Source organism: Pseudomonas sp. DE0157 (assembly GCF_007678615.1).
Taxonomy (GTDB): domain Bacteria; phylum Pseudomonadota; class Gammaproteobacteria; order Pseudomonadales; family Pseudomonadaceae; genus Aquipseudomonas; species Aquipseudomonas parafulva_B.
This window is the reverse complement of sequence record NZ_VEJN01000002.1, coordinates 441,704-466,842: the sequence shown is the minus strand read 5'-3', so window position 1 is coordinate 466,842 and position 25,139 is coordinate 441,704. Positions and strand designations below refer to the sequence as shown.

Below are 25,139 nucleotides of genomic sequence, written 5' to 3'. Positions count from 1 at the left end.
GAGTTGATGGGTGTGATGGACAAAGACCGAGCGAGGTGTTGGCGTGAACATTAATGCAACCCTGATTGGCCAATCCGTTGCTTTTCTGATTTTTGTACTCTTCTGCATGAAGTACGTATGGCCTCCGGTCATCACTGCTCTGCAAGAGCGTCAAAAGAAGATTGCAGACGGCTTGGACGCTGCCAACCGCGCAGCTCGCGACCTGGAGCTGGCCCAAGAGAAAGTGGGTCAGCAACTGCGTGAAGCAAAGGCACAGGCAGCTGAAATCATTGAGCAAAGCAAGAAACGCGCTGCTCAGCTAGTAGACGAAGCCCGTGAACAGGCTCGTGTCGAAGCTGACCGTGTGAAGGCTCAGGCTCAGGCCGAGATCGAACAGGAACTGAACAGCGTCAAAGACGCCCTGCGTGCCCAAGTGGGTGCCCTGGCTGTTGGCGGTGCTGAAAAGATCCTTGGCGCCACAATCGATCAAAACGCGCATGCAGAGCTGGTTAACAAACTGGCCGCTGAAATTTAAGCGAGGGCGATCATGGCAGAACTGACCACGTTGGCCCGACCTTACGCTAAGGCTGCCTTTGAGCATGCCCAGGCCCATCAGCAACTGGCCAATTGGTCAGCCATGCTCGGCCTGGCTGCTGCAGTGTCCGAAGACGACACCATGCAGCGCCTGCTCAAGGCCCCGCGACTGACAAGCGCAGAAAAGGCCGCCGCATTCATTGACGTTTGCGGTGACAAGTTCGATGCATCGGCACAGAATTTCATTCATGTTGCCGCGGAAAACGACCGTCTCCTGCTTCTGCCGGAGATTGCCGCTCTGTTCGACCTGTACAAGGCAGAACAAGAGAAATCCGTGGACGTGGAAGTCACCAGTGCTTTTGCGTTGAACCAAGAACAGCAAGACAAACTCGCCAAGGTTCTCAGTGCACGGCTCAGCCGGGAAGTGCGCCTGCACGCGTCGGAGGATGCCAGCCTGATCGGCGGCGTCGTCATCCGCGCCGGCGACCTGGTAATCGATGGCTCTGTTCGCGGCAAGATCGCGAAACTGGCCGAAGCATTGAAATCTTGAGTTTGAAGGGGCAGCAGAGCAATGCAGCAACTCAATCCTTCCGAAATTAGTGAAATCATCAAGGGCCGCATCGAGAAGCTCGATGTCGGCTCCCAAGCCCGTAACGAAGGTACCGTCGTAAGCGTTTCCGACGGTATCGTACGGATCCACGGTCTGGCCGACGCTATGTACGGCGAAATGATCGAGTTCCCGGGCGGCGTATACGGTATGGCACTGAACCTGGAGCAAGACTCCGTAGGTGCAGTGGTACTGGGTGCGTACACCTCCCTCGCCGAGGGCATGAGCGCCAAGTGCACCGGTCGCATCCTGGAAGTTCCGGTTGGTAAGGAACTGCTGGGTCGCGTCGTGGACGCACTGGGTAACCCGATCGACGGCAAAGGTCCGCTGAACAACACCGAGACCGACGCGGTCGAGAAAGTTGCTCCAGGCGTGATCTGGCGTAAGTCGGTAGACCAGCCTGTACAGACTGGCTACAAGTCGGTCGACGCCATGATCCCGGTTGGCCGTGGCCAGCGTGAGCTGATCATCGGTGACCGTCAGATCGGTAAGACTGCCATGGCGGTCGATGCGATCATCAACCAGAAAAACAGCGGTATCTTCTGCGTATACGTGGCCGTCGGCCAGAAGCAGTCGACCATCGCCAACGTCGTGCGCAAGCTCGAAGAAGCCGGTGCCCTGGCCAACACCATCGTTGTTGCCGCCAGCGCCTCGGAATCGGCTGCACTGCAGTTCCTGGCGCCGTACTCCGGCTGCACCATGGGCGAGTACTTCCGTGACCGCGGTGAAGATGCCCTGATCGTCTACGATGACCTGTCCAAGCAGGCTGTTGCCTACCGCCAGATCTCCCTGCTGCTGCGTCGTCCACCAGGACGTGAAGCGTACCCAGGCGACGTGTTCTATCTCCACTCCCGTCTGCTGGAGCGTGCATCGCGCGTTTCGGAAGAATACGTCGAGAAGTTCACCAACGGCGCAGTCACTGGCAAGACCGGTTCCCTGACCGCTCTGCCGATCATCGAAACCCAGGCTGGCGACGTTTCGGCGTTCGTTCCGACCAACGTGATTTCCATCACCGACGGTCAGATCTTCCTGGAATCGGCCATGTTCAACTCGGGCATCCGCCCTGCAGTGAACGCCGGTGTTTCGGTATCGCGTGTAGGTGGTGCCGCTCAGACCAAGATCATCAAGAAGCTGTCCGGTGGTATTCGTACCGCACTGGCTCAGTACCGTGAACTGGCGGCATTCGCCCAGTTCGCGTCCGATCTGGACGAAGCGACCCGCAAGCAGCTGGAGCATGGTCAGCGCGTTACCGAGCTGATGAAGCAGAAGCAGTACGCGCCGATGTCCATCGCGGACATGGCCCTGTCGCTGTACGCCGCTGAGCGTGGCTTCCTGACCGACGTAGAAGTCTCCAAGGTCGGCAGCTTCGAGCAAGCACTGATCGCCTTCTTCCACCGTGATCACGCCGAACTGATGGCGAAGATCAACGTGAAGGGTGACTTCAACGACGAAATCGATGCAGGCATGAAAGCCGGTATCGAGAAGTTCAAGGCCACCCAGACCTGGTAAGCCGCAGCGGGGGCCCAGGCCCCCGCTTGCTAACCTGATAGGTGATACATGGCAGGCGCAAAAGAGATTCGCAGTAAGATTGCGAGCATCAAAAGCACGCAAAAAATTACCAGCGCCATGGAAAAAGTGGCGGTCAGCAAAATGCGCAAGGCACAACAGCGCATGGCTGCTAGCCGTCCTTATGCGGAGCGTATCCGCCAGGTGATCGGTCATCTGGCCAACGCCAACCCGGAATACCGCCACCCGTTCATGATCGAGCGCCCTGTAAAGCGCGCCGGTTACATCGTGGTGAGCAGTGACCGTGGTCTGTGCGGTGGCTTGAATACCAACCTGTTCAAGGCCTTGGTCAAGGACATGAACGAAAACCGCGAACAGGGCGTGGAAATCGACCTGTGCGTGATCGGCAGCAAGGGTGCGACTTTCTTCCGTATCTTTGGCGGCAACGTAGTAGCCGCGATCAGCCACCTGGGCGAAGAGCCATCGATCAATGACTTGATCGGCTCCGTCAAGGTCATGCTGGACGCCTACCTCGATGGCCGTATCGATCGCCTCTCGGTGGTTTCGAACAAGTTCATCAACACCATGACCCAAAAGCCGACGGTCGAGCAGTTGGTACCGTTGGTGGCAACCCCGGATCAGGATCTCAAGCATCACTGGGACTACCTGTACGAACCCGACGCAAAAGAGCTGCTGGACGGCTTGATGGTGCGTTACGTGGAGTCGCAGGTGTACCAGGCGGTGGTCGAGAACAATGCTGCTGAACAAGCAGCCCGGATGATCGCCATGAAGAACGCCACAGACAACGCCGGTGACCTGATCAGCGAACTCCAGCTGATCTACAACAAGGCGCGTCAGGCTGCGATCACCCAGGAGATCTCGGAAATCGTCGGCGGCGCTGCCGCGGTTTAACGGTTCAAAAATTCAGAGGATCCAGCTATGAGTAGCGGACGTATCGTTCAAATCATCGGCGCCGTCATCGACGTGGAATTCCCACGTGACGTCGTGCCGAGTGTTTACAACGCGCTGAAAGTACAAGGCGCGGAAACCACCCTGGAAGTTCAGCAGCAGCTGGGCGACGGCGTGGTTCGTACCATTGCGATGGGCTCGACCGAAGGTCTGAAGCGCGGTCTGGACGTCGTCGATACCGGCGCGGCCATCTCCGTTCCTGTCGGTAAGGCTACCCTGGGCCGCATCATGGACGTCCTGGGTAACCCAATCGACGAAGCCGGTCCGATCGGTGAAGAAGAGCGTCGTGGTATCCACCAGAAGGCGCCTTCGTTCGCGGACCAGGCCGGCGGCAACGATCTGCTGGAAACCGGCATCAAGGTTATCGACCTGGTTTGCCCGTTCGCCAAGGGTGGTAAAGTTGGTCTGTTCGGTGGTGCCGGTGTCGGCAAGACCGTGAACATGATGGAACTGATCCGTAACATCGCCATCGAGCACAGCGGTTATTCCGTGTTCGCCGGTGTGGGTGAGCGTACTCGTGAGGGTAACGACTTCTACCACGAGATGAAGGACTCCAACGTTCTCGACAAAGTAGCGCTGGTCTACGGTCAGATGAACGAGCCACCAGGAAACCGTCTGCGCGTTGCGCTGACTGGCCTGACCATGGCTGAGAAATTCCGTGACGAAGGTAACGACGTTCTGCTGTTCGTCGACAACATCTATCGTTACACCCTGGCCGGTACCGAAGTGTCCGCACTGCTGGGCCGTATGCCTTCGGCAGTAGGTTACCAGCCGACCCTGGCCGAAGAGATGGGCGTTCTGCAAGAGCGTATCACTTCGACCAAGGAAGGTTCGATCACTTCCATCCAGGCCGTTTACGTGCCTGCGGATGACTTGACCGACCCGTCGCCAGCGACCACCTTCGCCCACTTGGACGCCACCGTCGTTCTGTCCCGTGACATCGCCTCCCTGGGTATCTACCCAGCGGTTGACCCACTGGACTCGACTTCGCGCCAGCTGGACCCGAACGTGATCGGTACCGAGCACTACGAAACTGCCCGTCAGGTTCAGTATGTTCTGCAGCGCTACAAAGAGCTGAAGGACATCATCGCGATCCTGGGTATGGACGAGCTGTCCGAGACCGACAAGCAACTGGTAGCGCGCGCTCGTAAGATCCAGCGCTTCCTGTCGCAGCCGTTCTTCGTGGCCGAGGTCTTCACCGGTTCGCCAGGCAAGTACGTTTCCCTGAAAGACACCATCGCTGGCTTCAGCGGCATCCTCAAAGGTGACTACGACCACCTGCCAGAACAAGCGTTCTACATGGTCGGCAGCATCGACGAAGCGATCGAGAAAGCCAAGAAACTGTAATCCCGGCGCCCCGCAAGGGGCGCTAATCAGGTTGAGGCAAGCAGATGGCTATGACAGTCCATTGCGATATCGTCAGCGCGGAAGGAGAAATCTTCTCCGGTCTGGTCGAGATGGTAGTAGCGCACGGCAACTTGGGCGATCTGGGTATCGCTCCAGGCCACGCCCCGCTGATCACCAATCTCAAGCCGGGTCCGATCACGCTGACCAAGCAGGGTGGCACTCAAGAGGTGTACTACATCTCCGGTGGCTTCCTCGAAGTGCAGCCGAACATGGTGAAGGTTCTTGCCGACACCGTGCAACGTGCTGCCGACCTGGACGAAGCTCAGGCTCAGGAAGCCCTCAAGGCTGCCGAGAACGCGCTGAACACCAAAGGCTCGGACTTCGACTACGGCGCTGCTGCCGCACGTCTGGCCGAGGCTGCGGCTCAGCTGCGTACTGTCCAGCAAATGCGCAGAGGCAAGTGATCGGCTGCGGCCATCATTTGTGTAGCGATTGAGTAAAAGGGTAGCCTCGGCTACCCTTTTTCTTTTTTCGATTTTCCCCTTTCGGTCAAGCAACTGACCGCCCAGGATTGGTAGCCAGTCATGTCCCTCGATATCGTTATTCTTGCCGCCGGCCAAGGCACCCGCATGCGCTCGTCGCTGCCCAAGGTATTGCACCCGGTAGCGGGCAACTCCATGCTCGGTCATGTTATCCACAGCGCTCGCCAGCTTCAGCCGCAGGGCATCCACGTGGTGATAGGCCATGGGGCAGAGTTGGTTCAAGCGAGACTGGCAGGTGACGACCTCAACTTTGTCATGCAGGACAAGCAACTGGGTACGGGGCATGCCTTGGCGCAAGCTTTGCCGGCACTGTCCGCGGACACCGTGCTGGTGCTGTATGGCGACGTGCCGCTCATCGAAGTGCCGACCTTGCAGCGCTTGTTGGCCAAAGCCAGCGAGCAGCAACTGGGTTTGCTCACGGTTACGCTCGAGGATCCGACGGGCTATGGCCGCATTGTGCGTGATGCGCATGGGCAGGTAACGGCAATCGTCGAGCACAAGGACGCTAACGAGGCACAGAAGTCCATTCGCGAAGGCAACACCGGCATCCTGGCGCTTCCTGGCGCTCGCCTGGCAGATTGGATGGGCCGCTTGTCGAACAACAATGCCCAGGGCGAGTACTACCTGACTGATGTGATCGCCATGGCAGTCGCTGATGGCCTGTTGGTCGCCACCGAGCAACCTGACGATCCCATGGAAGTGCAGGGTGCCAATGACCGCCGTCAGCTTGCCGAACTGGAGCGTCACTACCAGTTGCGTGAGGCCCGCCGCCTGATGGCGCAGGGTGTGACCTTGCGTGACCCTGCGCGTTTCGATGTCCGGGGCGAAGTGACGGTCGGCCGGGATGTGCTGATCGACATCAACGTCATTTTGGAAGGCAAGGTTGTCATCGAAGACGACGTGCAGATTGGCCCTAACTGTGTGATCAAGGATTGCACGCTGCGCAAAGGTGCCGTGATCAAGGCCAACAGTCACCTAGAGGGTGCCGTCATGGGCGAGGGGAGTGATGCAGGTCCATTTGCACGCTTGCGTCCGGGGACCGTACTCGATGCAAAGGCCCATGTGGGTAACTTCGTCGAGCTGAAGAATGCCCATCTTGGTGAAGGCGCCAAAGCTGGGCATCTGTCGTATTTGGGTGATGCCGAAATCGGCGCCCGCACTAATATTGGTGCGGGCACCATCACCTGTAATTACGATGGGGCCAACAAGTTCAAGACGGTCATGGGCGAAGACGTCTTCATCGGCTCCAACAGCGCCCTCGTCGCGCCTGTGGAAATCAAGGCCGGGGCCACGACTGCTGCGGGCTCGACGATTACTCAGTGTGTAGAAGCAGGTGAATTGGCGGTAGCACGCTCTCGCCAGCGCAACGTTTCGGGGTGGAAGCGTCCAGAGAAGATCAAGAAGCCCTGATTATCCACAGCTCTTTCGAGGCCGGCCTTGTGCATAACAAGCCGGCCTTTTTATTTCCCAGGCATTAGCTGGCTAACGCTGGCCATACGGCTGGGTATGGTTATCCACAGCGAGACGACGGGGTTGACGGATCCGCGCATTTAGGTTTTGATTGCGATCATTATCTTTCGAAACGAAACTTAAAGCGCCGATGTCGAAACGAAACACGCCACAACGCCGCCATAACATACTGGCCCTGCTCGCGGAGCAGGGCGAGGTCAGCGTGGATGCGCTGGCGAGACGGTTTGACACGTCCGAGGTCACTATCCGCAAGGACCTGGCGGCACTGGAAAGCAATGGTTTGTTGCTGCGCCGCTACGGCGGGGCTGTAACCATGCCGCAGGAGTTGCTGGCGGAGCCGGCGCAACCCGTGTCGGCCTACAAGCGTGCCATTGCACGTGCCGCTGTGAACCTCATCCGCGAACACGCTCGGATCATCATCGACAGCGGCAGTACCACCGCCGCCATGATCCCTGAACTCGGTCGCCAGCCGGGCCTGGTGGTCATGACCAATTCGCTCAATGTTGCCCGGGCCATCAGCGAACTCGAGCACGAGCCGGTGCTGCTGATGACAGGTGGCACCTGGGACCCGCATTCCGAGTCCTTTCAAGGCCAGGTGGCCGAACAGGTTCTGCGCTCGTATGACTTCGACCAGTTGTTCATCGGGGCCGATGGCATCGACCTGGAACGCGGTACCACCACATTCAACGAATTGCTGGGTCTGAGCCGCGTCATGGCCGAGGTCGCCCGTGAGGTGATCGTGATGGTTGAGTCGGACAAGGTCGGCCGCAAGATTCCCAACCTCGAACTGCCGTGGGGCAGGGTGCACACCCTGATCTCGGACGAACGCCTGTGCGAACAGGCACGCGCACAAATTAAAGCACGCGGCGTCAATCTGATCTGCGCCGCTATCAGTCAGGAGTAACCAAGCATGTGTGGAATTGTAGGTGCTGTGGCCGAACGCAACATTACCGCCATCCTTATCGAGGGCCTGAAGCGTCTTGAATACCGTGGGTATGACAGCGCAGGCCTGGCGGTGCTGACGCCCGAGGGCGAATTGCAACGCCGTCGCCGCATCGGCAAGGTCAGCGAGCTTGAAGCAGCCGTCGCGCTCGAGCCAATCGCAGGACGGCTCGGCATCGCGCATACGCGCTGGGCAACCCATGGCGCGCCTACCGAAACCAATGCCCACCCGCATTTCTCAGGCCATGACGTGGCCGTTGTGCACAACGGCATCATCGAGAACCACGAGGAACTGCGCGAGGAACTGAAGGGATTGGGCTATGCCTTCGTGTCCCAGACCGATACCGAAGTGATCGTCCACCTGATCGACCATCTCCTCAAGGGCATTCCCGACCTGGCAGACGCCTTGAAGGCTGCGGTCAAGCGCCTGCACGGTGCCTATGGCCTGGCATTGATCAGCAAAAGCCAGCCTGACCGCCTGGTCGCTGCGCGTAGCGGCAGCCCGTTGGTGATTGGCCTGGGCCTCGGTGAAAATTTCCTTGCCTCTGACCAACTGGCCCTGCGGCAGGTCACCGATCGCTTCATGTATCTCGAAGAGGGCGATATCGCCGAGATCCGTCGCGACCACGTCGCCGTCTGGGACCACGATGGCCATCCTGTGCAGCGTGAAACCGTGCAGTACCACGAAGGCGCCGAGGCCGCTGACAAGGGCCAGTACCGTCACTTCATGCTTAAGGAAATCCACGAGCAGCCGCGGGTGGTGCAACGCACATTGGAAGGTCGCTTGGGCCATGACCATGTCCTGGTACAGGCATTCGGTCCGCAGGCAGCCGAGCTGTTTGGCAAAGTGCGCAATGTGCAGATCGTAGCCTGTGGTACCAGCTATCACGCCGGCATGGTTGCACGTTACTGGCTGGAAAGCCTGGCGGGGATACCCTGCCAGGTAGAAGTAGCGAGCGAGTTCCGTTACCGCAAGGTGGTCGTGCAGCCCGATACGCTGTTCGTTTCCATCTCCCAGTCAGGCGAGACCGCCGATACCCTGGCAGCGCTGCGCAACGCCAAGGAGCTGGGCTTCCTTGGCAGCCTGGCGATCTGCAACGTGGGCATCAGCTCGCTGGTGCGTGAATCCGACCTGACATTGCTGACCCTGGCCGGCCCGGAAATCGGCGTCGCTTCGACCAAGGCCTTCACCACCCAGCTGGTGTCGTTGATGCTTCTGACCTTGGCCTTGGGCCAGGTGCGCGGCACCCTGGACAAGGGCGTCGAAGCTGAACTGGTCGAGGAACTGCGCCGCCTGCCAACACGTTTGGGTGAAGCATTGGCCATGGACGCAACCGTCGAGAAAGTCGCCGAGTTGTTCGCTGACAAGCATCACACCTTGTTCCTGGGCCGCGGCGCTCAATACCCGGTGGCCATGGAAGGTGCGCTCAAGCTCAAGGAAATCTCCTATATCCACGCCGAAGCCTACCCCGCGGGCGAGCTCAAACATGGCCCGCTGGCGCTTGTGGATAACGACATGCCGGTGGTGACCGTTGCGCCGAACAACGAACTGCTGGAGAAGCTCAAGTCCAACCTGCAGGAGGTGCGTGCACGCGGCGGTGAGCTGGTGGTCTTCGCTGACGAGCAAGCCGGGTTGAGCAATGGCGAAGGGACCCATGTGATTCCGGTCCCGCATATCGCGGATGCGCTGGCGCCGATTCTGTACACCATTCCTTTGCAGTTGCTCTCGTACTATGTCGCCGTGCTCAAGGGGACTGATGTTGACCAGCCGCGGAATTTGGCGAAGTCGGTGACGGTGGAGTGAGGGCAGCTTTTCGACAGTGCCAGCTTAACGTCGAGCAGAAGCCGTGAAATACGGTCGGTGATCATCTGATCGATCGGCAGTCAAAACCCCCGTTTTTCACGGGGGTTTTTTATTGGCGATTTTTCATGCTCTTGCGCTTCAGAGTTGGTTGGGCCGAAACCATACACCCAATACTTCCTGCGGCCGTCGCGAATCACGGTGCTTTAACATCAGATAGATGGAATTGAGTTGATATATCATAACGTTTAATTAGTTATGATATAACGTCTAAAGGCTCAGCATTTTTTTAGCGAGCTTCCCGGCACCTGATCTCTTCCCTGTCTACTCACCCAGGAGCACCCATGCGAGTCACCCCGGCCTCCCTTGCCATGTTCACGGTAATGGTTACCCCTGAACTGTTCGCCGACCAACCCGGCAGTTCCACAATCACTCTTGGCGCCGTGAACATCACGCAAGACGCCAAGGTGGCGCTGAGCACCGAGAACGTGCTCACTTCGGTCGATGTGCTGGGCGGTGATCAGGTCGAGGACAAGAACGTCATGAACAGCTGGCAGCTGCTGGGCCAAATGCCGGGCATACAGCTCACCGAAACAGGGCAGGGGGCCGAATCGGGCAAGGTAACGTTCCGCGCTTTCAACGGCGAAGGGTACATCAACGGTATCAAGACGCTGATCGATGGGATCCCGAGCAACGTCAACAGCGGCAACCAGCGCTTCATCGACATGATCTTTCCCCTGGATATCGACTACATCGAAGTGGTCCGGGGCACGAACGACCCGCGTTACGGGTTGCACAACATCGCGGGCAACATCAACTTCGCCACGCGCCAAGGCGGCAACTATATAGATAGCCGGCTGACCTATGGCAGCTTCGACACCCGTGAGGTGCAGTTGGCGGTCGGGCACGAGGAGGGGAATTTTGCCCAGAACTACTTCCTTGCCAAGCAGGACAGCAATGGCTACCGCGATCACAGCAACTCGAACAAATATGCGCTGGGAGGTAAGTGGTTCATTAGCAACGACGAGCAGAATTTCCGCATTGGGCTGATCGCACGCCTGTACCATCACCAGGCTCAGGAGTCCGGGTTTCTAACCCGTGAACAGATGCACGTTAGCCGCACGCAATCACCGGCAAAGAACGCCAATGACGGCGATGACCGCGACATGAAGCATCTCAGCCTGCACGCGGATTGGCAGCTCAATGATGACCTGAGCCTTAGCAGCAAGCTGTATTACAACGACTACAACGATGACCGCACCATCACCTTCACGGACTACCGCCCCGGTAACGCGCCCCGTCAGCGTCGGCAATGGGACGAACAGCAGACGGGCATGCTCAATAACCTGACATGGCGCGTGAACGAGCACCTTACCCTCGACGGCGGTGTCAACTACGAGGAGCAGGACAACCGCTACGGTCGCGAGCGCTACAGCTTCAGCCTTCCGACCAACTTCGATACCGTACCGGCGCGCGTGCAGAATGACGATCGCTACACCCTGCGCAACACCGGTGCCTATGTTCAGGCCGTTATCCAGCCCATCGAGTCACTGAAGATCATACCGGCCATGCGGGTGGATAAGTTCACCGGCAATACGCAGCTCTTGGGTGGCGTCAAAGGCTCGCTGCAAGACTACGGCTGGATCCGACAGCCCAAGCTGAGCGTCATTTACAGCGTTACTCCCGATATCGACGTTTACGCCAATTGGGGGCGTACCTTCCAGATACTCACCGGCTCTACCGAGCCCGCCTACCTGACCCCAGGGCAGCCTTCATACGATCCGTCGATCAACACAGGCAAAGAAGTCGGTATCAAGTTCAGACCGTTCGAGGGCGCCCAAGCGCGGGTCGCGATCTGGCAGCAGGATGCTACCGATGAAGTAGCAAACATGCCCAGTACCGGGACCACGGTCGGGCTGGGTGAAACGCGCCGCCGCGGTGTGGATTTGCAGATCAATGCCCAGCTGGATGATCAGTGGACTGTCTATGCCTCCCACGCCATCCAGGAAGCCAAAGTGATCAAGGCGTTTTCTGCTGCCGGGCAATCACTCTCGGGTAAGGAGGTGTTCTCCACGCCTCGGTACGTGAGCACCGTGGGTGTCGATTATCGTTATAACGATGACTGGAAGTTCGGTCTGCAGGGCAGGGCACAGGGGAGCTACTACATAGACGAGCTCAACGAGCAAGGCAAATACGGTGGGTTTGTCGTCGCGGACGCCAGCGTCAGCTACCGCATCACGTCCGCTGCCAGCGTCGATGTGCAGGTCAAGAACCTGCTGGATCGCAAATACGAATACGTCTGGTACGACAACTTCTTCTGGGGCGGTGACGACCAGGCGATGTTCTCGCCGGCACCTGGCCGGTCAGCATTCGTTTCCCTGAATCTGAAACTGTAGCCCCCGCCTGCAACGTTCGTTTTACAGACAGTTCCTACAGATGGTCTACGCTGAACCGGTGGCTTTCGAAATGTCTTGGGTCTTGCCCCGTACATGGGAAGGAAGGGTTACATGCTTGCTCAGCTTCCGCCGGCTTTGCAGAGTCTACACCTGCCGTTGCGTTTGAAATTGTGGGACGGCAACCATTTCGACTTGGGCCCCAGCCCGCAAGTGACCATTCTGGTCAAGGAGCCTCAACTCATTTTCCAGCTCACCCATCCAAGCATGGATGAGCTGGGTACCGCTTTCGTGGAAGGCAAGCTCGAGCTCGAAGGCGACATCGGCGAGGCTATCCGTGTTTGCGACGAGCTCAGCGAAGCACTGCTGCCCGACGATCGCGATCACGCTCCCCAGCGCCTGGCCCATGACAAGCGAACCGACGCCGAAGCCATTTCCTACCACTACGATGTGTCCAACGACTTTTACCGGTTATGGCTGGACCAGGACATGGTTTATTCCTGCGCCTATTTCCGTGAGCCGGACAACACACTGCAACAGGCCCAGCAAGACAAGTTCGATCACCTGTGCCGCAAGCTGCGCCTGGCGACCGGTGACTATTTGCTGGATGTGGGATGTGGATGGGGAGGTCTGGCGCGCTTCGCTGCACGTGAATATGGGGCGAAAGTCTTTGGCATCACGTTGAGCAAAGAACAGCTCAAGCTCGGACGGGAACGTGTGGAGGCCGAAGGCCTGGGCGACAGTGTAGACCTGCAGATTCTTGATTACCGCGACCTGCCACAAGACGGGCGCTTCGATAAGGTCGTCAGCGTGGGCATGTTCGAGCATGTCGGTCATGCCAATCTACCGCTGTATTGCAAGACGCTATTCGGCGCAGTGCGCGAAGGCGGCCTCGTCATGAACCATGGCATCACGGCCAAGCATGTGGATGGCCGCCCGGTGGGTCGAGGCGCTGGAGAATTCATCGACCGCTACGTATTCCCGCACGGTGAGTTGCCCCACTTGTCGATGATCAGCGCCGCTGTCTGTGAGGCTGGATTGGAAGTGGTCGACGTGGAAAGCCTGCGCATGCACTACGCCAAGACTCTGCACCACTGGAGCGAGAACCTGGAAAACCAGCTGCACAATGCGGCTGCTTTAGTGCCGGAAAAGACACTGCGTATCTGGCGTCTTTATTTGGCAGGTTGCGCCTATGCGTTCGAGAAAGGCTGGATCAATCTGCATCAAATACTGGCGGTCAAGCCCTACGCGGATGGCCATCATGATCTACCTTGGACGCGTGAGCATCTCTACCGTTAGCGCTCACCTCCTGTGTGCCAAGCTTCACCGAACTCGCTCCAGGAGTGAGGTCGGTGAAGCTTGGCGCGTTTTACAACACCGGTGAAATCAACCTTGCGATGCGCATGCCCACCTGCTGTAGCCGATGGGTGGCCTCGGTTTCCTCAACCGTTATCTCTCGCGCATTGGCAAAGTCTTCGTTGAGCATGCGTTCGACCGTATCGGCGAATGCCTTGTCGATGGTGAGCAAGGTGATCTCGAAGTTCAGACGGAACGATCGATTATCCAGGTTGGCGCTGCCGACAGCGCTGATGTCGTCATCCACCAACACGACCTTCTGGTGCAGGAACCCAGGCTGATAGCGGAACATGCGTACACCGGCGCGTACCGCTTCGAATGCGAACAGGCTGGAGGCGGCGTACACGATCTTGTGGTCTGGTCGAGACGGAATCAGGACACGCACATCTACCCCGCGTAGGGCTGCTAGCCGCAGGGCAGCGAATACCGCTTCATCGGGAACGAAATACGGGCTCGTTACCCAGACGCGATGCTTGGCCGAGTGGATAGCCTCCAGAAAGAACAGCGAGCAGGTTTCCTTGGAGTCTGCAGGGCCACTGGCCAATGCCTGGCACAGAACGCCGTCATCCGGATAGTTGTCCTGGAGGATCAGGGGAGGCAACTGCCGAGTTACCCAGTACCAATCTTCAGCGAACGATTCCTGCAGGCACGCTAGCACTGGCCCACTGATTTGCACATGAGTATCACGCCAGGGGGAAAGCTTGGGGTTAGCGCCCAGGTACTCGTCGCCGACATTGTGACCACCCACAAAGCCGACCAAGCCATCAACCACGACGATCTTGCGATGATTGCGAAAGTTGACTTGGAGGCGATTGAACAAGCCTCGACGGGTAGCGAATGCATGTATCTGCACACCTCCTGCACGAAGCCGCTGGCTGTAGCGGCGGGGCAGGGAATGGCTGCCGACACCGTCATAAAGCACAAACACCTGAACGCCTTCGGCCGCCTTGCGCAGCAGTATCTGTTGCAAGGCCCGCCCAAGTTCATCGTCATGGATGATGAAAAACTGCACCAGTACAACGCGCGTCGCTTTCTCGATGGCTTCGAACACCGCCTCGAAGGTGCGCTTGCCATCAATCAACAGCTCGACCTGATTATTGGCCAGGCACGGCATTCGGCTGAGTTTGGGCATTGCGCGCAAGGCAGCGTAGCTGTCCGATGCGCGAGCGGCGAGAGCTTCTTCGACCCAAGGGCGCCAATTCAGGCTGGCCATGGCGACATGCATTTCCTGATTGGCCTGGCGCCTGGCCTTTATGTAGGCATTGAAGGAGCGCGCACCGAATATCAGGTAAGGAATGAGCGTCAGGTAAGGAATGAAGAAAAGCGGCATGGCCCAAGCGATGGCGCCTTGAGCAGTACGGACTGTGAACAACGCATGGAGCGCGGCGATAATACCTAGCAGATGAATCACGCCAAGTAGATAGCCAAAAAAAAGGGGGCTGTGGTAATCCATATGCATCCTGCTTGTCGAATACACCTTAGGTAACAGAACACGAACGTGGTTCGCCTGCAACAAGCGGTTCGTTTCAACGTCTAACTCAAACATCGTCGGGGTGACCGGCATTTCCAGGAGTGTGTTTTCCATGAAAATTCGTATGCCGTTGCTGGCGCTGGCCTTGTGCGCAAGTTGCGTAACGGCCCAGGCCCAAATGCTTCAACCCGGCTTGTGGGAGCTGACTACCAGCAATATGCAGGTCGATGGCAAGCCGCTACCTGATATGGATTTCATGCTCAGTCAGTTGAAGAACCTACCGCCCGATCAACGGGCGATGATGGAAGGCATGCTTGCCAAGCAAGGTGTCACCGTGGGTGGAAAAGGGGTGCGTTCCTGTCTTACCCCTCAGCAGGTGGCAACCAATGACATTCCCCTGCAGGATCCAAAGTCCGGCTGTACTCAAAAGATTACCGATCGCACCGGCAACGTTTGGAAGTTTCAGTTCAGCTGCCCCAAGGCCCAGGGCAATGGCCAGGCTACCTTCCTGAGTGACAAGGAATTCACTACACAAGTAAGTGGTACTTTCAATGCGTCGGGTGTTCAGCAGCAGGGCAGCATGAATACACGTGCGGTATGGCTGGGCAATGACTGCGGTACGGTCAAGCCTCGGACGTGATGTTCCACTGCCACTGGGCAGTTGCTACGGCGTCGTGGGCATGCAGGCTTTCAGCATGTTCCACGCGCACTTTGAACGCTTTACTCCATTCCACAGCCCTTAGCGCCCCATAAACTCGCCTGGCTGCGTCCTCGCAAAACATCAAATTTTGTCCATTTGCCAGGGCGAATGCTTGCTCATCGGCGCGCTTCACGGCGGTTTGTACCGCAGTGCCCAAGGCTTGCTCGGCCTTGTCTATCACCTCGGTTATGGGGAGATCAGGATGATTATCCTCGAGCCTGACACTTATCTTCGCCATGCTCCTCTGGCTGTGAGGCGTCGCTACGATGCCTTCCGAAGTGCCCAGCCACGCAACGACCTCATCACTATCCACGTTTCCTATGCCAAATCGCGCTTGAAACTGTCGCTGAATAAGCTGTCGAGCCAGCGCCGCTGAACAAGGGCATGTAGACGAGTAGGGTATCGAAACGGATAGTTCCACGTGGAACATTTCATGTTCGATCCGTGCATGGATCTCGACGTCATAGCTTTTCCACCCGGCAAGAGGACTAACCAAGGCAGGCCGTTTAAGCAAATGCTGATAGCTCAATCGCACGTATGCCGCAGACGATTGCCCATCATGACTGTTGAGAAAACTCGCTAAAAGGCGACGCAGCAGCAGCGGACGCAGCGGCTCCTGTTCAAGATTTTCAAGCGCCAGGTACAGACGCGACATGTGTATGCCGCGTGAGTTGCCATCCACAAGGTTAACACCCGCATCTGCCGTAGCTGCTACCAGACGGCCCCCGATCTGCATCGGCATGGCTATACCGCACATCCCTACCCAGTCCAATGGTGTGGTGGAATTCAGATGCTGTGCAGCGACGTCGGGAAGCGGGGGATGGGACATGGGATTTCCAAGGCTATGCGTGTATGTGGAACATTGGGTCCACTGCGGATGGGCGCAGTGAGGTAGCGGCTGAGTCGTCAGCAATGCGCCGTGAAATGGGCTGGTCGTTTTCTATTCATTACACAGAGCTCTCGTCAGGAACCACTTGGCTAAATTGTATTGTTACTTTATAACATTATGCAATGCATCGTTTCGAATGCGCCTGTGTGATGAGGTTTTGCCATGTCCAATCGTCTTCCTGTCACTGTGCTCTCCGGGTTTTTGGGCGCAGGGAAAAGCACGCTTCTCAACCATGTTCTGCGCAATCGCGAAGATCTTCGTGTCGCGGTCATCGTCAATGACATGAGTGAGATCAACATTGACGCCAGCGAAGTCCAGCGCAATGTCACCCTTAACCGGGCCGAAGAAAAGCTGGTGGAAATGAGTAATGGCTGCATCTGCTGCACGCTGCGTGAAGATCTGCTTGAAGAGGTTGCACGCCTGGCCGAGGCGGGGCGCTTCGATTACCTGCTGATTGAATCGACTGGTATCTCAGAACCTCTGCCTGTGGCTGAAACCTTTACCTTCCGTGATGAGCAAGGCCGCAGCCTGTCGGATCTGGCGCGTCTCGACACCATGGTCACCGTAGTGGATGCCTTGAACTTCATGCGTGATTATCAAGCCGCGCAGAGCCTGGAAAGCAGTGGCCAGACATTGGGAGAAGACGATGAACGCTCGATCAGCGACTTGCTGATTGAGCAGGTAGAGTTTGCTGATGTATTGCTGTTGAGCAAAATCGATCTGGTCAGTCAGGCCGAACGGGAAGAGCTTTCAGCCATCCTCCGTAGCCTGAACCGCCGAGCCCAGATCATTCCAATGGTCATGGGTCAGGTTCCCCTTGCCAGGATTCTAAACACCGGCTTGTTCGACTTCGACCAGGCAGAGCAAGCGCCCGGCTGGTTGAAGGAGCTTCGCGGTGAACACACACCGGAAACAGAAGAATATGGCATCCAAGCGACCACCTGGACCGCACGGCGGCCTTTTCATCCGCAGCGGTTCCATGACTTTGTCCACACGCCCTGGAGTAATGGCCGGTTACTACGTTCTAAAGGGTTCTTTTGGTTGGCGAGCAAATATAAAGAAGCGGGCAGTTGGTCTCAGGCAGGCGGCATGATGCGCCATGGTCTGGCTGGTCGCTGGTGGTGTTTCGTACCCCGCGAACAGTGGCCGGAGGATGTGGATAACGTTGCAGCCATTCTTGAACATTGGTTGCCAGATACTGGCGACTGCCGGCAGGAGTTAGTGTTCATAGTTCAAAATCTGGATGTGGCGCAATTATCCACAGCTCTTGATCAGTGCCTGTTGACGGATGAAGAAATGGCACTCGAGCCCATGGGCTGGTTGCGTTTTCCCGATCCATTCGGCCCCTGGGACGAGCAGGTGGCAGCGTGAGTAAGCCAGAGGCTGTGGATATCCGTCAGGTGTTTGGCCAGACTCCTCAGGCAATGGCGCAGGTCCTGCAGGACGGTGTCAATCTCGCTGTCTGGCAGCGACAACTTCCGCCTCAGCTTCACGACTTTGCAGAAGTTGTGGCGGGGCTTGGTGGATCGTTAGCGGATCAGCGGGTGCTCGAGGTCGATGAGCATCAGGTCCCAGTGATCGACGCGCTGCTGCAGGAGGCTGTGGATATCCACGGCTATGACGCTTTCGTCGCGGATGTCACATGGCTCGTGTCGGCTTATAGCTGCTTGCTTGGCGCGCGTCGCGTGGGTTTGCGCGTACGTGCGCTGACCAGTCCGATGTGCCCACGTTTCCATGTGGATAACGTTCCGCTGAGACTGATTACAACGTATGCGGGACCGGGTAGTGAGTATGTGCCGGAGCAGGAAGTGGCGCGAACTGCATTGTCCACAGGCTATGCCGCTGTGGATAAGGTGATGCGCCTGAATGCTGGTGACGTGGCGTTATTCAAGGGCGAGCGCTGGGAGGGCAATGAAGGCGCAGGCGTCGTACATCGATCCCCTTCAGGGCCACCCCGGCTGTTGCTCACGCTTGACTGGCTAGCCTGACAGCGCATAGTTGAGCAAATCGCTCGCTTGAAGAACCCTCATGCTCCGCAATATTCCCACCCATGTCATTGCTGGCCCGCTGGGGGCCGGCAAGACCACACTGATTCATCACCTGCTTCAGCAGAAGCCTGATCACGAACGCTGGGCCGTATTGGTCAACGAATTCGGGGCAGTAGGACTGGATGCGGCACTTTTGTCCACAAGCCAGAACGGCATCACGATAGCCGAAGTGGCAGGAGGCTGTTTGTGCTGTGTCAATGGGGTGCCGTTCCAGGTAGGCCTGAGCAGGCTTCTGCGCCAGTGCAAGCCGCACAGGCTGTTCATAGAACCATCCGGTCTGGGCCATCCCCTTCAATTGCTTGATCAATTGACCCAGGCGCCTTGGCACGATGTGCTGACAGTTCAGCCGTTAGTAGTCGTTGCTACACCCGCGTCTCTGCGTATTGGCAAGCAACTGCCAACTGCACAATCAGCGGCATTGGAAGCCTGTGAAACGCTAGTTATCAATAAGTCAGAGGTTGTGGATAAATATTTCAAGCTGTTGATAAATAAAGAATTCTCAGGGAAAAGGCTGATATGGACGACCCAAGGTCGGCTTCCTCTCAAATGCCTGCCTGTTCATCAAAACGAGATTGTTGACAGCCCTAACACCAATATCGGGATTGTCGACAATCTGCCAAAGGCACCGCTGGCTCTTTGGACGAACCGGCGTGAGCCGATACGCCAGGTATTTCAAGGAGAGGATGGGTGGAGCATAGGCTGGCGCTGGCACCCCGCACAGCAGTTTTATCCACAGGCAGTAGATGAGCTGCTGAAGACGTTGGCGTGGCGACGTGCCAAGGGTGTTATCCACACTGCACAAGGAAGGCGCTCCTTCAATGCACTAGAAGGTGAGTTGGCACCTTGGCAGCCCAGTGAATGGGCAGCCGACAGTCGCCTGGAGTTGATTTTCGAAAGGCCTCAGCCTGTGGACGAGCTGCAAGCCCGCGTGCAGGAGTGCCTTATGCCTTGATCAGTTGTGCCAACGGTCATGTTGTTGGCGCCACTGCTGCATTTCGATCACATTGTCTGCGCGTGGGGGCGTCTTGATTTCGAAGGGGTAGGGTGCAAGCTCTATCTGCACGCTGTGCGCGCCGAACTGAGTCACGGTACCAGGGTGACGTTGCTCTCCCGTCACGGTAAATTCGAAGCCGTAAATGCGTGCCAGACGCTTGCGACCGTTGGCATCACGCACGAAGGCAATACGTTTGAGCGCGACGGCGTCATCCAGCAACTGAAGGTCAAGCTTGGCGCAATGTTGTTTGACCCTTTCCAAGGCCTTCTCGCGCAGACCGTGGTTATGCCACAGCCAAGCGCCTGCCGTGGCCATCACCATCAGGACAAACAGATTCTCCAGGGTCAACATGTGCGTAGGCTCCAAACAGATCGATCCAGCTTAACTGCGTCCCTGGCCTGTCGTACAGGTGGCAATCACGTTCATACTGCGCGTTGCATGATTCTTGAACAGCTTTGGAAATGACTCGCATGAAACGTACCCCGCACCTGCTCGCCATCCAGTCCCATGTGGTGTTCGGCCATGCCGGCAACAGCGCTGCGGTATTTCCCATGCAGCGTGTCGGCATCAATGTGTGGCCGCTCAACACGGTGCAATTCTCCAATCACACCCAGTATGGCCAGTGGAGCGGAGACGTGCTTGCTCCAACGCAAATTCCTGCGTTGGTGGAAGGCATTTCCAACATCGGTGAGCTGGGGGAGTGTGATGCCGTGCTCTCGGGCTACCTCGGCAGTGCCGAACAGGGGCGCGCGATTTTGGAAGGCGTGGCGCGAATCAAGGCCGTCAACCCGCGGGCCTTATACTTGTGCGATCCGGTCATGGGCCACCCTGAGAAAGGGTGCATCGTATCGCCGCAGGTCAGCCAGTTTCTGCTGGAGCAGGCGATCACCAAGGCTGACATTCTGTGCCCCAACCAGCTGGAGCTAGACAGCTTCTGTGGCCGGCGCGCCGCATCATTGGAGGATTGCGTAGGCATGGCGCGCAGTCTTTTGCTCAAAGGGCCCAAGGTTGTGCTGGTCAAGCATCTGGCTTACCCAGGACGCGCAGAGGACCAGTTCGAGATGCTGTTGGTGACTGCCGAACACAGCTGGCACCTGCGCCGCCCACTGCTGGCCTTCCCGAAGCAACCGGTGGGCGTGGGTGACCTGACTTCCGGTCTGTTCATGGCGCGGGTACTGCTTGGCGACAGCTGGGAGCAGGCATTCGAGTTTGCAGCCTCCGCCGTACACGAAGTACTGCTGGAAACTCAAGCCTGCGCCAGTTACGAGCTACAGCTGATACGTGCCCAGGACCGCATAGCCCACCCGCGCGTGCGTTTTGAAGCGAGGCTGTTGAGCGCTTAGACGCCGTCGGTTTTCAGGTTCTGGTAGCGTTTTTCCAGTTCCTGGCGAATCTGCCGTCGCTGCTGGCCTTGCAGGAATCGGCGTTTCTCCTCGCTACTCTGCGGTTGGCGCGGCGGGACCGAGACTGGCCGTCGATTATCGTCCACGGCCACCATGGTGAAAAAGCAGCTGTTGGAATGGCGCACCGAGCGTTCACGAATGTTCTCGGTAACAACCTTGATACCGACCTCCATGGAGGTATTGCCGGTGTAGTTCACCGACGCCAGGAAAGTTACCAACTCGCCCACATGCACCGGCTCGCGAAAGATGACCTGGTCGACTGACAGCGTGACTACATAGGAGCCTGCATAGCGGCTGGCACACGCATACGCGACTTCGTCGAGGTACTTGAGCAGCGTGCCGCCATGTACGTTGCCAGAGAAATTCGCCATGTCGGGTGTCATCAAGACGGTCATGCTCAGTTGGGCGTTTCCAGGTTCCATAAAATGCTCACGGTAAGATTGCGCGCAATCGCGCCAAAGGCTAGCAGGGGCTCTGTCCTGATGAGGCGGCAGCCTGCGTTTAACGGGACGCTCCCATGCTTTGAGGCGTCACGCTGTTTACGCCAGTGACGGCCTTATAGCAGCCGATCTGTTTCATCATATTGCATCGACGGTTCATGGGAAGACGCGATGTTAATCTGAGTACGCCCATGCAACATGGGCAGTCTTTCAATGAATACAGTGTGTACTCGCTGCTTGCTTGGGCCCGCCTCGGCGCAGGCGCGGTCTGCCTGGTAGAACAGCCCAAGACGAGAGAAGGAGAATCACGTCATGCATGCCATCAGCTTCATTCAGGACCTGGCGGTCATCATGCTGGTTGCAGGCGTGGTCACCATTGTTTTTCATCGTTTCAAGCAGCCAGTGGTCCTCGGCTATATCGTCGCCGGTTTCATCATAGGCCCTCACACGCCCCCCTTCGGTCTCATTCACGACGAAGACACCATCAAAACCCTCGCCGAGCTCGGCGTGATCTTCCTGATGTTTTGCCTAGGCCTTGAGTTCAGTCTGCGTAAGCTGTTCAAAGTGGGCGCCACGGCCTTCATAGCCGCCTTTCTGGAAATTGTGCTGATGATCTGGATCGGCTTCGAGATAGGGCGTTGGTTCGGCTGGAACACTATGGACTCCTTGTTTCTGGGCGCCATTCTCGCCATTTCCTCGACCACGATCATCGTCAAGGCTCTCAATGACCTGAAGATGAAGAACGAACGGTTTGCACAGCTGATATTCGGCGTGTTGATTGTCGAAGACATACTGGGTATCGGCATCATCGCATTGCTTTCGGGTATCGCCGTCAGCGGCACCGTCAGTTCGGGAGAGGTATTTTCAACCGTCGGCAAGCTGTCGCTGTTCATGATTGTTGCCTTGGTGATTGGCATTCTGTTGGTACCGCGCGTACTGGCTTATGTGGCCAAGTTCGAAAGCAACGAGATGCTGCTGATCACAGTGCTGGGTCTGTGCTTCGGTTTTTGCCTGCTGGTCGTGAAACTCGAATACAGCATGGTCCTGGGGGCCTTCCTGATTGGTGCCATCATGGCCGAGTCGCGGCAGTTGCTGAAGATCGAGCGTTTGATCGAACCCGTCAGGGACTTGTTCAGCGCTATATTCTTCGTCGCGATCGGTTTGATGATTGATCCGCAGGTATTGGTCGACTACGCCTGGCCGATTTTGGTCATCACCTTGGCCGTTGTATTGGGCAAGATGCTGTCCTGTGGAATGGGCGCTTTCATCGCTGGCAACGACGGGCGCACGTCGTTGCGGGTAGGTATGGGCCTGTCTCAGATTGGCGAGTTTTCCTTCATCATTGCGGCCTTGGGGATGACCCTGCAGGTGACCAGCGACTTTCTCTACCCGGTGGCAGTCGCCGTCTCGGCCATCACCACGCTACTGACGCCCTATCTGATTCGCGCCGCTGATCCGCTGTCGATAAAACTGGGCAACGTAGTGCCTGGGCGGCTGGCTCGTGTGCTGTCCTTGTACGGGGAATGGCTGCGCAATATCCAACCCCAGGGCCAGAGTGCCATGGTAGCGGCGATGATACGGCGCATACTGTTGCAGGTAGGTGTGAACCTGGCATTGGTCATCGCCATATTCTTCAGCGGCGGTTACTTCGCAGGGCGGCTTGGCACTTGGCTCAGTCAGTGGGTGAGCGATGTGAGCCAGCAGAAGGCGGTGATCTGGGGGGCTGCGCTACTGCTCTCGCTACCATTTCTGATCGCGGCTTACCGCAAACTCAAGGCCCTATCGATGCTGCTGGCTGAGATGGGCGTCAAACCGGAAATGGCCGGGCGCCATACTCAGCGCGTACGGCGCGTGATTGCAGAAGTCATTCCGCTGATTTCGCTGCTGGTGATCTTTTTGCTGCTGTCGGCTTTGTCGGCGAGCATTCTTCCCACTAATGAACTGCTGCTGATCATTGCCATAGTGGCAGCGGTGGTGGTCGCCTTGCTGTGGCGTTGGTTCATCCGGGTGCATACACGCATGCAGATTGCGTTGCTGGAAACGCTGGAGAACAACCGGGACAACGGCCACTGACCCTGTGGCGAACGCTGCAGGCGGGCCGTGCTCACGGCCCGCAAGGTCCTTAGACCGAGGTGAGGGTGAGCCTGATCAGCTCTCTAGCCAGACGTCCCGTGCCCAATGCCAAACCGATTCCCAGCTGTCCTCACCGACAAGTTCCTCATCGGCATCCCACAGCACCACGGTGCCATCTTCCTCGACGCAATAGTAGTTATCGCCGTCCTGGCACAGCGGAATCAGTTCCCGAGGCACCCCGGCGTCCCAGGCATTTGCTGCAACGTCCGGAAGGTAGGTGTGCGACTGCGGGTCAGTCACTGTGACAGGTTCCAGCGAGCCATAGACGACGTCGCTGACGTTCAGCAGAAATTCCTTGAACACGAACGGAATGTTGATGAACAGCTGCTCTTCGATTTCAACCAACTGATCCTCGTCTGGAAGCTCAAGGGGGACCGGTACTGGCTCGTTGGCTTCACGGAGTTGTTCGATCACTTCTTCCACGATTCACTTCCTCTGACCTAGATGACAACGCTGCGGGTTATACCCTAGTAGTGCGCTATGGCAAAAGCAAAAACCCCGGGGAGGCCCGGAACACTGTTCACTTGGAATCGTTGGGCCGCAGGGCAGCGCCAAGTGAGCAGCATCACGGGGCAAACCCGAGGTTTTTTTTGGACAGCAGGACAGGGTTAACTGTTTTGAAGAATACTTGCGGCGAGCCAGAATTGTTGGGGCCGCGAAGCGGCCCCACGTAACAACTGCTTTGAATAGCAGAGCTGGATTACCCGTTCTGACGGATACCCGCGACCAGCCAAGGCTGGTTCTCGCCCTTGGCGCGTACCATGTGCCAGCTCTCGCTGAACTGTTCACCTTGGTCGAAGCGCGAGTTCTTCGATACGCCACGGAAGGTGAGGGTAGCGTCAGTACGGTCGTCACGCTCATCCACGCCGTCCAGCTGTACATCAAGGTTGTCGATGTAAGTGGACTGGAAGCCATCACCCAGCTCGGCACGCTCGCGCTTAAGGAACTCGAGCATCTGCGGGGTCACGAACTCGGCGATCTTGTCCATTTCATTGGCGTCCCAGTGCTGCTGCAGCGACTGGAAGTGGTTACGGGCAGCTGCCAGGAAGCTTTGTTCGTTGAACCAGGCTGGCGCGTTGATGACAGGCGATGGCGCTGCCGCCGGTGCAGCCGAACCGCCGAAGATGTTTGGCTGTGCGGCCTGACCATGCACTTCACGTTGCATGGGGGCATTGCCAGGCATGGCCATGTGCGGCTGCTGCTGACGTCGCCGTGCGGCGATGAAGCGGAACACCAGGAAGGCGATGAGCGCGATGATCAGGAAGTCCATGATCTGGAAGCCTTCGAAGCCGTCACCCATGAACATGGATGCCAGCAGACCACCGGCGGCCAAGCCCGCCAGGGGGCCCAGCCAGCGCGAAGCACCACTGGCGGCGGCCGGTGCGCGGCCAGGAGCGGTCGGCGCGGCGGCAGGCGTGTTCGGCGTAGCTTGACGGGTCTGGTGAATAGGCGCGGAGCCAGCGCTCTTGCCGCCGCCAAATCGCTTGGCGTTGGCGTCCAGGCTCAGCGTCAGGCCGACGCAGAGCGCCAGTGCGATGCTAAGAAAACGTTGCATAAATGGGATATCCCCTGTTGTGGATTGCACGCGCGTCATGGTGCACATGTTCCAAGGCAT

At 57.7% G+C, this 25,139-nt stretch carries 23 protein-coding genes; 17 read left to right on the top strand and 6 right to left on the bottom strand.

Going from position 1 to position 25,139, the window contains the following annotated elements; translation table 11 throughout:
- The first annotated feature begins 43 nt into the window (after positions 1-43).
- The 11 genes from FS777_RS04890 to cfaB all read left to right on the top strand — a co-directional run bounded on the left by FS777_RS04890 (position 44) and on the right by cfaB (position 13,389).
- Positions 44-514, top strand: coding sequence for a F0F1 ATP synthase subunit B (locus FS777_RS04890; protein WP_011536505.1), 471 nt, complete (start codon positions 44-46; stop codon positions 512-514).
- A 12-nt stretch (positions 515-526) separates the two neighbouring features.
- Entirely contained in the window at positions 527-1,063 is a 537-nt protein-coding gene (locus FS777_RS04885; RefSeq protein WP_023532623.1) for a F0F1 ATP synthase subunit delta, read from the top strand.
- Between the two features lie 21 nt (positions 1,064-1,084).
- The gene (gene atpA, locus FS777_RS04880; protein WP_023532736.1) at positions 1,085-2,629 is read left to right on the top strand and encodes a F0F1 ATP synthase subunit alpha; all 1,545 of its coding nucleotides are present in this window, start codon (positions 1,085-1,087) and stop codon (positions 2,627-2,629) included.
- Between the two features lie 48 nt (positions 2,630-2,677).
- Positions 2,678-3,538 carry a F0F1 ATP synthase subunit gamma gene (gene atpG / locus FS777_RS04875; protein ID WP_058602716.1) on the top strand — a complete coding sequence of 287 codons (861 nt, stop codon included), beginning with the start codon at positions 2,678-2,680 and terminating at the stop codon, positions 3,536-3,538.
- A gap of 27 nt (positions 3,539-3,565) precedes the next feature.
- Entirely contained in the window at positions 3,566-4,942 is a 1,377-nt protein-coding gene (atpD, locus tag FS777_RS04870) for a F0F1 ATP synthase subunit beta (RefSeq protein ID WP_023532615.1), read from the top strand.
- A gap of 44 nt (positions 4,943-4,986) precedes the next feature.
- Positions 4,987-5,406: a F0F1 ATP synthase subunit epsilon gene (locus FS777_RS04865; RefSeq protein WP_023532701.1), complete on the top strand. Its 420-nt coding sequence runs from the start codon at positions 4,987-4,989 to the stop codon at positions 5,404-5,406.
- A gap of 120 nt (positions 5,407-5,526) precedes the next feature.
- Positions 5,527-6,894 carry a bifunctional UDP-N-acetylglucosamine diphosphorylase/glucosamine-1-phosphate N-acetyltransferase GlmU gene (glmU, locus tag FS777_RS04860; protein ID WP_058638775.1) on the top strand — a complete coding sequence of 456 codons (1,368 nt, stop codon included), beginning with the start codon at positions 5,527-5,529 and terminating at the stop codon, positions 6,892-6,894.
- Between the two features lie 190 nt (positions 6,895-7,084).
- Positions 7,085-7,858, top strand: a complete 774-nt coding sequence (locus FS777_RS04855; protein WP_058602719.1) for a DeoR/GlpR family DNA-binding transcription regulator — start codon at positions 7,085-7,087, stop codon at positions 7,856-7,858.
- 6 nt (positions 7,859-7,864) lie between these two features.
- The gene (glmS, locus tag FS777_RS04850) at positions 7,865-9,700 is read left to right on the top strand and encodes a glutamine--fructose-6-phosphate transaminase (isomerizing) (RefSeq protein ID WP_058638776.1); all 1,836 of its coding nucleotides are present in this window, start codon (positions 7,865-7,867) and stop codon (positions 9,698-9,700) included.
- Positions 9,701-10,041: 341 nt separating this feature from the next.
- Positions 10,042-12,093 carry a TonB-dependent receptor gene (locus FS777_RS04845; RefSeq protein WP_058638777.1) on the top strand — a complete coding sequence of 684 codons (2,052 nt, stop codon included), beginning with the start codon at positions 10,042-10,044 and terminating at the stop codon, positions 12,091-12,093.
- 111 nt (positions 12,094-12,204) lie between these two features.
- On the top strand, positions 12,205-13,389 hold the full coding sequence (gene cfaB / locus FS777_RS04840; protein WP_145254126.1) for a C17 cyclopropane fatty acid synthase CfaB: 1,185 nt from the start codon (positions 12,205-12,207) through the stop codon (positions 13,387-13,389).
- A 70-nt stretch (positions 13,390-13,459) separates the two neighbouring features.
- On the opposite strand, the gene cls is transcribed toward cfaB, so the two are convergent.
- A complete protein-coding gene (cls, locus tag FS777_RS04835; RefSeq protein ID WP_145254123.1) occupies positions 13,460-14,899 on the bottom strand; it encodes a cardiolipin synthase in 1,440 nt (479 codons plus the stop codon).
- A gap of 130 nt (positions 14,900-15,029) precedes the next feature.
- Here cls and FS777_RS04830 point away from each other — a divergent pair, with 130 nt between their 5' ends.
- A complete protein-coding gene (locus tag FS777_RS04830; RefSeq protein ID WP_058638780.1) occupies positions 15,030-15,557 on the top strand; it encodes a DUF3617 domain-containing protein in 528 nt (175 codons plus the stop codon).
- Here the strand turns inward: FS777_RS04830 and folE2 are convergent.
- Entirely contained in the window at positions 15,541-16,446 is a 906-nt protein-coding gene (gene folE2, locus FS777_RS04825) for a GTP cyclohydrolase FolE2 (protein WP_058638781.1), read from the bottom strand. The genes FS777_RS04830 and folE2 overlap by 17 nt on opposite strands.
- A 222-nt stretch (positions 16,447-16,668) precedes the next feature.
- Between folE2 and zigA the strand changes: the two genes are divergently transcribed.
- From zigA to FS777_RS04810, 3 genes are read left to right on the top strand one after another with little or no spacing between them, the layout of a single operon-like run.
- Complete coding sequence (zigA, locus tag FS777_RS04820) at positions 16,669-17,877, top strand: zinc metallochaperone GTPase ZigA (protein WP_145254120.1); 1,209 nt, start codon at positions 16,669-16,671, stop codon at positions 17,875-17,877.
- Entirely contained in the window at positions 17,874-18,494 is a 621-nt protein-coding gene (locus tag FS777_RS04815; protein WP_256675153.1) for a DUF1826 domain-containing protein, read from the top strand. Before zigA ends, FS777_RS04815 begins: the two co-directional genes overlap by 4 nt.
- A gap of 40 nt (positions 18,495-18,534) precedes the next feature.
- Entirely contained in the window at positions 18,535-19,506 is a 972-nt protein-coding gene (locus FS777_RS04810; RefSeq protein WP_058638784.1) for a GTP-binding protein, read from the top strand.
- Here FS777_RS04810 and FS777_RS04805 read toward each other — a convergent pair whose 3' ends face one another.
- Positions 19,507-19,899 (bottom strand): DUF3301 domain-containing protein, encoded by a 393-nt coding sequence (locus FS777_RS04805; RefSeq protein WP_058602729.1) that lies wholly within the window; start codon positions 19,897-19,899, stop codon positions 19,507-19,509.
- Positions 19,900-20,018: 119 nt separating this feature from the next.
- Between FS777_RS04805 and pdxY the strand changes: the two genes are divergently transcribed.
- Entirely contained in the window at positions 20,019-20,891 is an 873-nt protein-coding gene (gene pdxY / locus FS777_RS04800) for a pyridoxal kinase PdxY (RefSeq protein WP_058638785.1), read from the top strand.
- Here the strand turns inward: pdxY and FS777_RS04795 are convergent.
- A complete protein-coding gene (locus FS777_RS04795) occupies positions 20,888-21,373 on the bottom strand; it encodes an acyl-CoA thioesterase (RefSeq protein WP_023532667.1) in 486 nt (161 codons plus the stop codon). The genes pdxY and FS777_RS04795 overlap by 4 nt on opposite strands.
- A 330-nt stretch (positions 21,374-21,703) precedes the next feature.
- On the opposite strand from FS777_RS04795, the gene FS777_RS04790 reads away from it, so the two are divergent.
- On the top strand, positions 21,704-23,464 hold the full coding sequence (locus FS777_RS04790; RefSeq protein ID WP_058638786.1) for a cation:proton antiporter: 1,761 nt from the start codon (positions 21,704-21,706) through the stop codon (positions 23,462-23,464).
- Positions 23,465-23,539: 75 nt separating this feature from the next.
- Here the strand turns inward: FS777_RS04790 and FS777_RS04785 are convergent, their stop codons facing one another.
- A complete protein-coding gene (locus FS777_RS04785; protein WP_023532298.1) occupies positions 23,540-23,947 on the bottom strand; it encodes an SMI1/KNR4 family protein in 408 nt (135 codons plus the stop codon).
- A 277-nt stretch (positions 23,948-24,224) separates the two neighbouring features.
- Positions 24,225-25,079: a Tim44 domain-containing protein gene (locus tag FS777_RS04780; RefSeq protein ID WP_058602732.1), complete on the bottom strand. Its 855-nt coding sequence runs from the start codon at positions 25,077-25,079 to the stop codon at positions 24,225-24,227.
- Positions 25,080-25,139: the final 60 nt, after the last annotated feature.

Coding starts and splice junctions, on each gene's coding strand:
- FS777_RS04885 (WP_023532623.1), top strand. CDS start 527: ATGGCAGAACTGACCACGTTGGCCCGACCTTACGCTAAGGCTGCCTTT.
- atpA (WP_023532736.1), top strand. CDS start 1,085: ATGCAGCAACTCAATCCTTCCGAAATTAGTGAAATCATCAAGGGCCGC.
- atpG (WP_058602716.1), top strand. CDS start 2,678: ATGGCAGGCGCAAAAGAGATTCGCAGTAAGATTGCGAGCATCAAAAGC.
- atpD (WP_023532615.1), top strand. CDS start 3,566: ATGAGTAGCGGACGTATCGTTCAAATCATCGGCGCCGTCATCGACGTG.
- FS777_RS04865 (WP_023532701.1), top strand. CDS start 4,987: ATGGCTATGACAGTCCATTGCGATATCGTCAGCGCGGAAGGAGAAATC.
- glmU (WP_058638775.1), top strand. CDS start 5,527: ATGTCCCTCGATATCGTTATTCTTGCCGCCGGCCAAGGCACCCGCATG.
- FS777_RS04855 (WP_058602719.1), top strand. CDS start 7,085: ATGTCGAAACGAAACACGCCACAACGCCGCCATAACATACTGGCCCTG.
- glmS (WP_058638776.1), top strand. CDS start 7,865: ATGTGTGGAATTGTAGGTGCTGTGGCCGAACGCAACATTACCGCCATC.
- FS777_RS04845 (WP_058638777.1), top strand. CDS start 10,042: ATGCGAGTCACCCCGGCCTCCCTTGCCATGTTCACGGTAATGGTTACC.
- cfaB (WP_145254126.1), top strand. CDS start 12,205: ATGCTTGCTCAGCTTCCGCCGGCTTTGCAGAGTCTACACCTGCCGTTG.
- cls (WP_145254123.1), bottom strand. CDS start 14,899: ATGGATTACCACAGCCCCCTTTTTTTTGGCTATCTACTTGGCGTGATT.
- FS777_RS04830 (WP_058638780.1), top strand. CDS start 15,030: ATGAAAATTCGTATGCCGTTGCTGGCGCTGGCCTTGTGCGCAAGTTGC.
- folE2 (WP_058638781.1), bottom strand. CDS start 16,446: ATGTCCCATCCCCCGCTTCCCGACGTCGCTGCACAGCATCTGAATTCC.
- zigA (WP_145254120.1), top strand. CDS start 16,669: ATGTCCAATCGTCTTCCTGTCACTGTGCTCTCCGGGTTTTTGGGCGCA.
- FS777_RS04810 (WP_058638784.1), top strand. CDS start 18,535: ATGCTCCGCAATATTCCCACCCATGTCATTGCTGGCCCGCTGGGGGCC.
- FS777_RS04805 (WP_058602729.1), bottom strand. CDS start 19,899: ATGTTGACCCTGGAGAATCTGTTTGTCCTGATGGTGATGGCCACGGCA.
- pdxY (WP_058638785.1), top strand. CDS start 20,019: ATGAAACGTACCCCGCACCTGCTCGCCATCCAGTCCCATGTGGTGTTC.
- FS777_RS04795 (WP_023532667.1), bottom strand. CDS start 21,373: ATGGAACCTGGAAACGCCCAACTGAGCATGACCGTCTTGATGACACCC.
- FS777_RS04790 (WP_058638786.1), top strand. CDS start 21,704: ATGCATGCCATCAGCTTCATTCAGGACCTGGCGGTCATCATGCTGGTT.
- FS777_RS04780 (WP_058602732.1), bottom strand. CDS start 25,079: ATGCAACGTTTTCTTAGCATCGCACTGGCGCTCTGCGTCGGCCTGACG.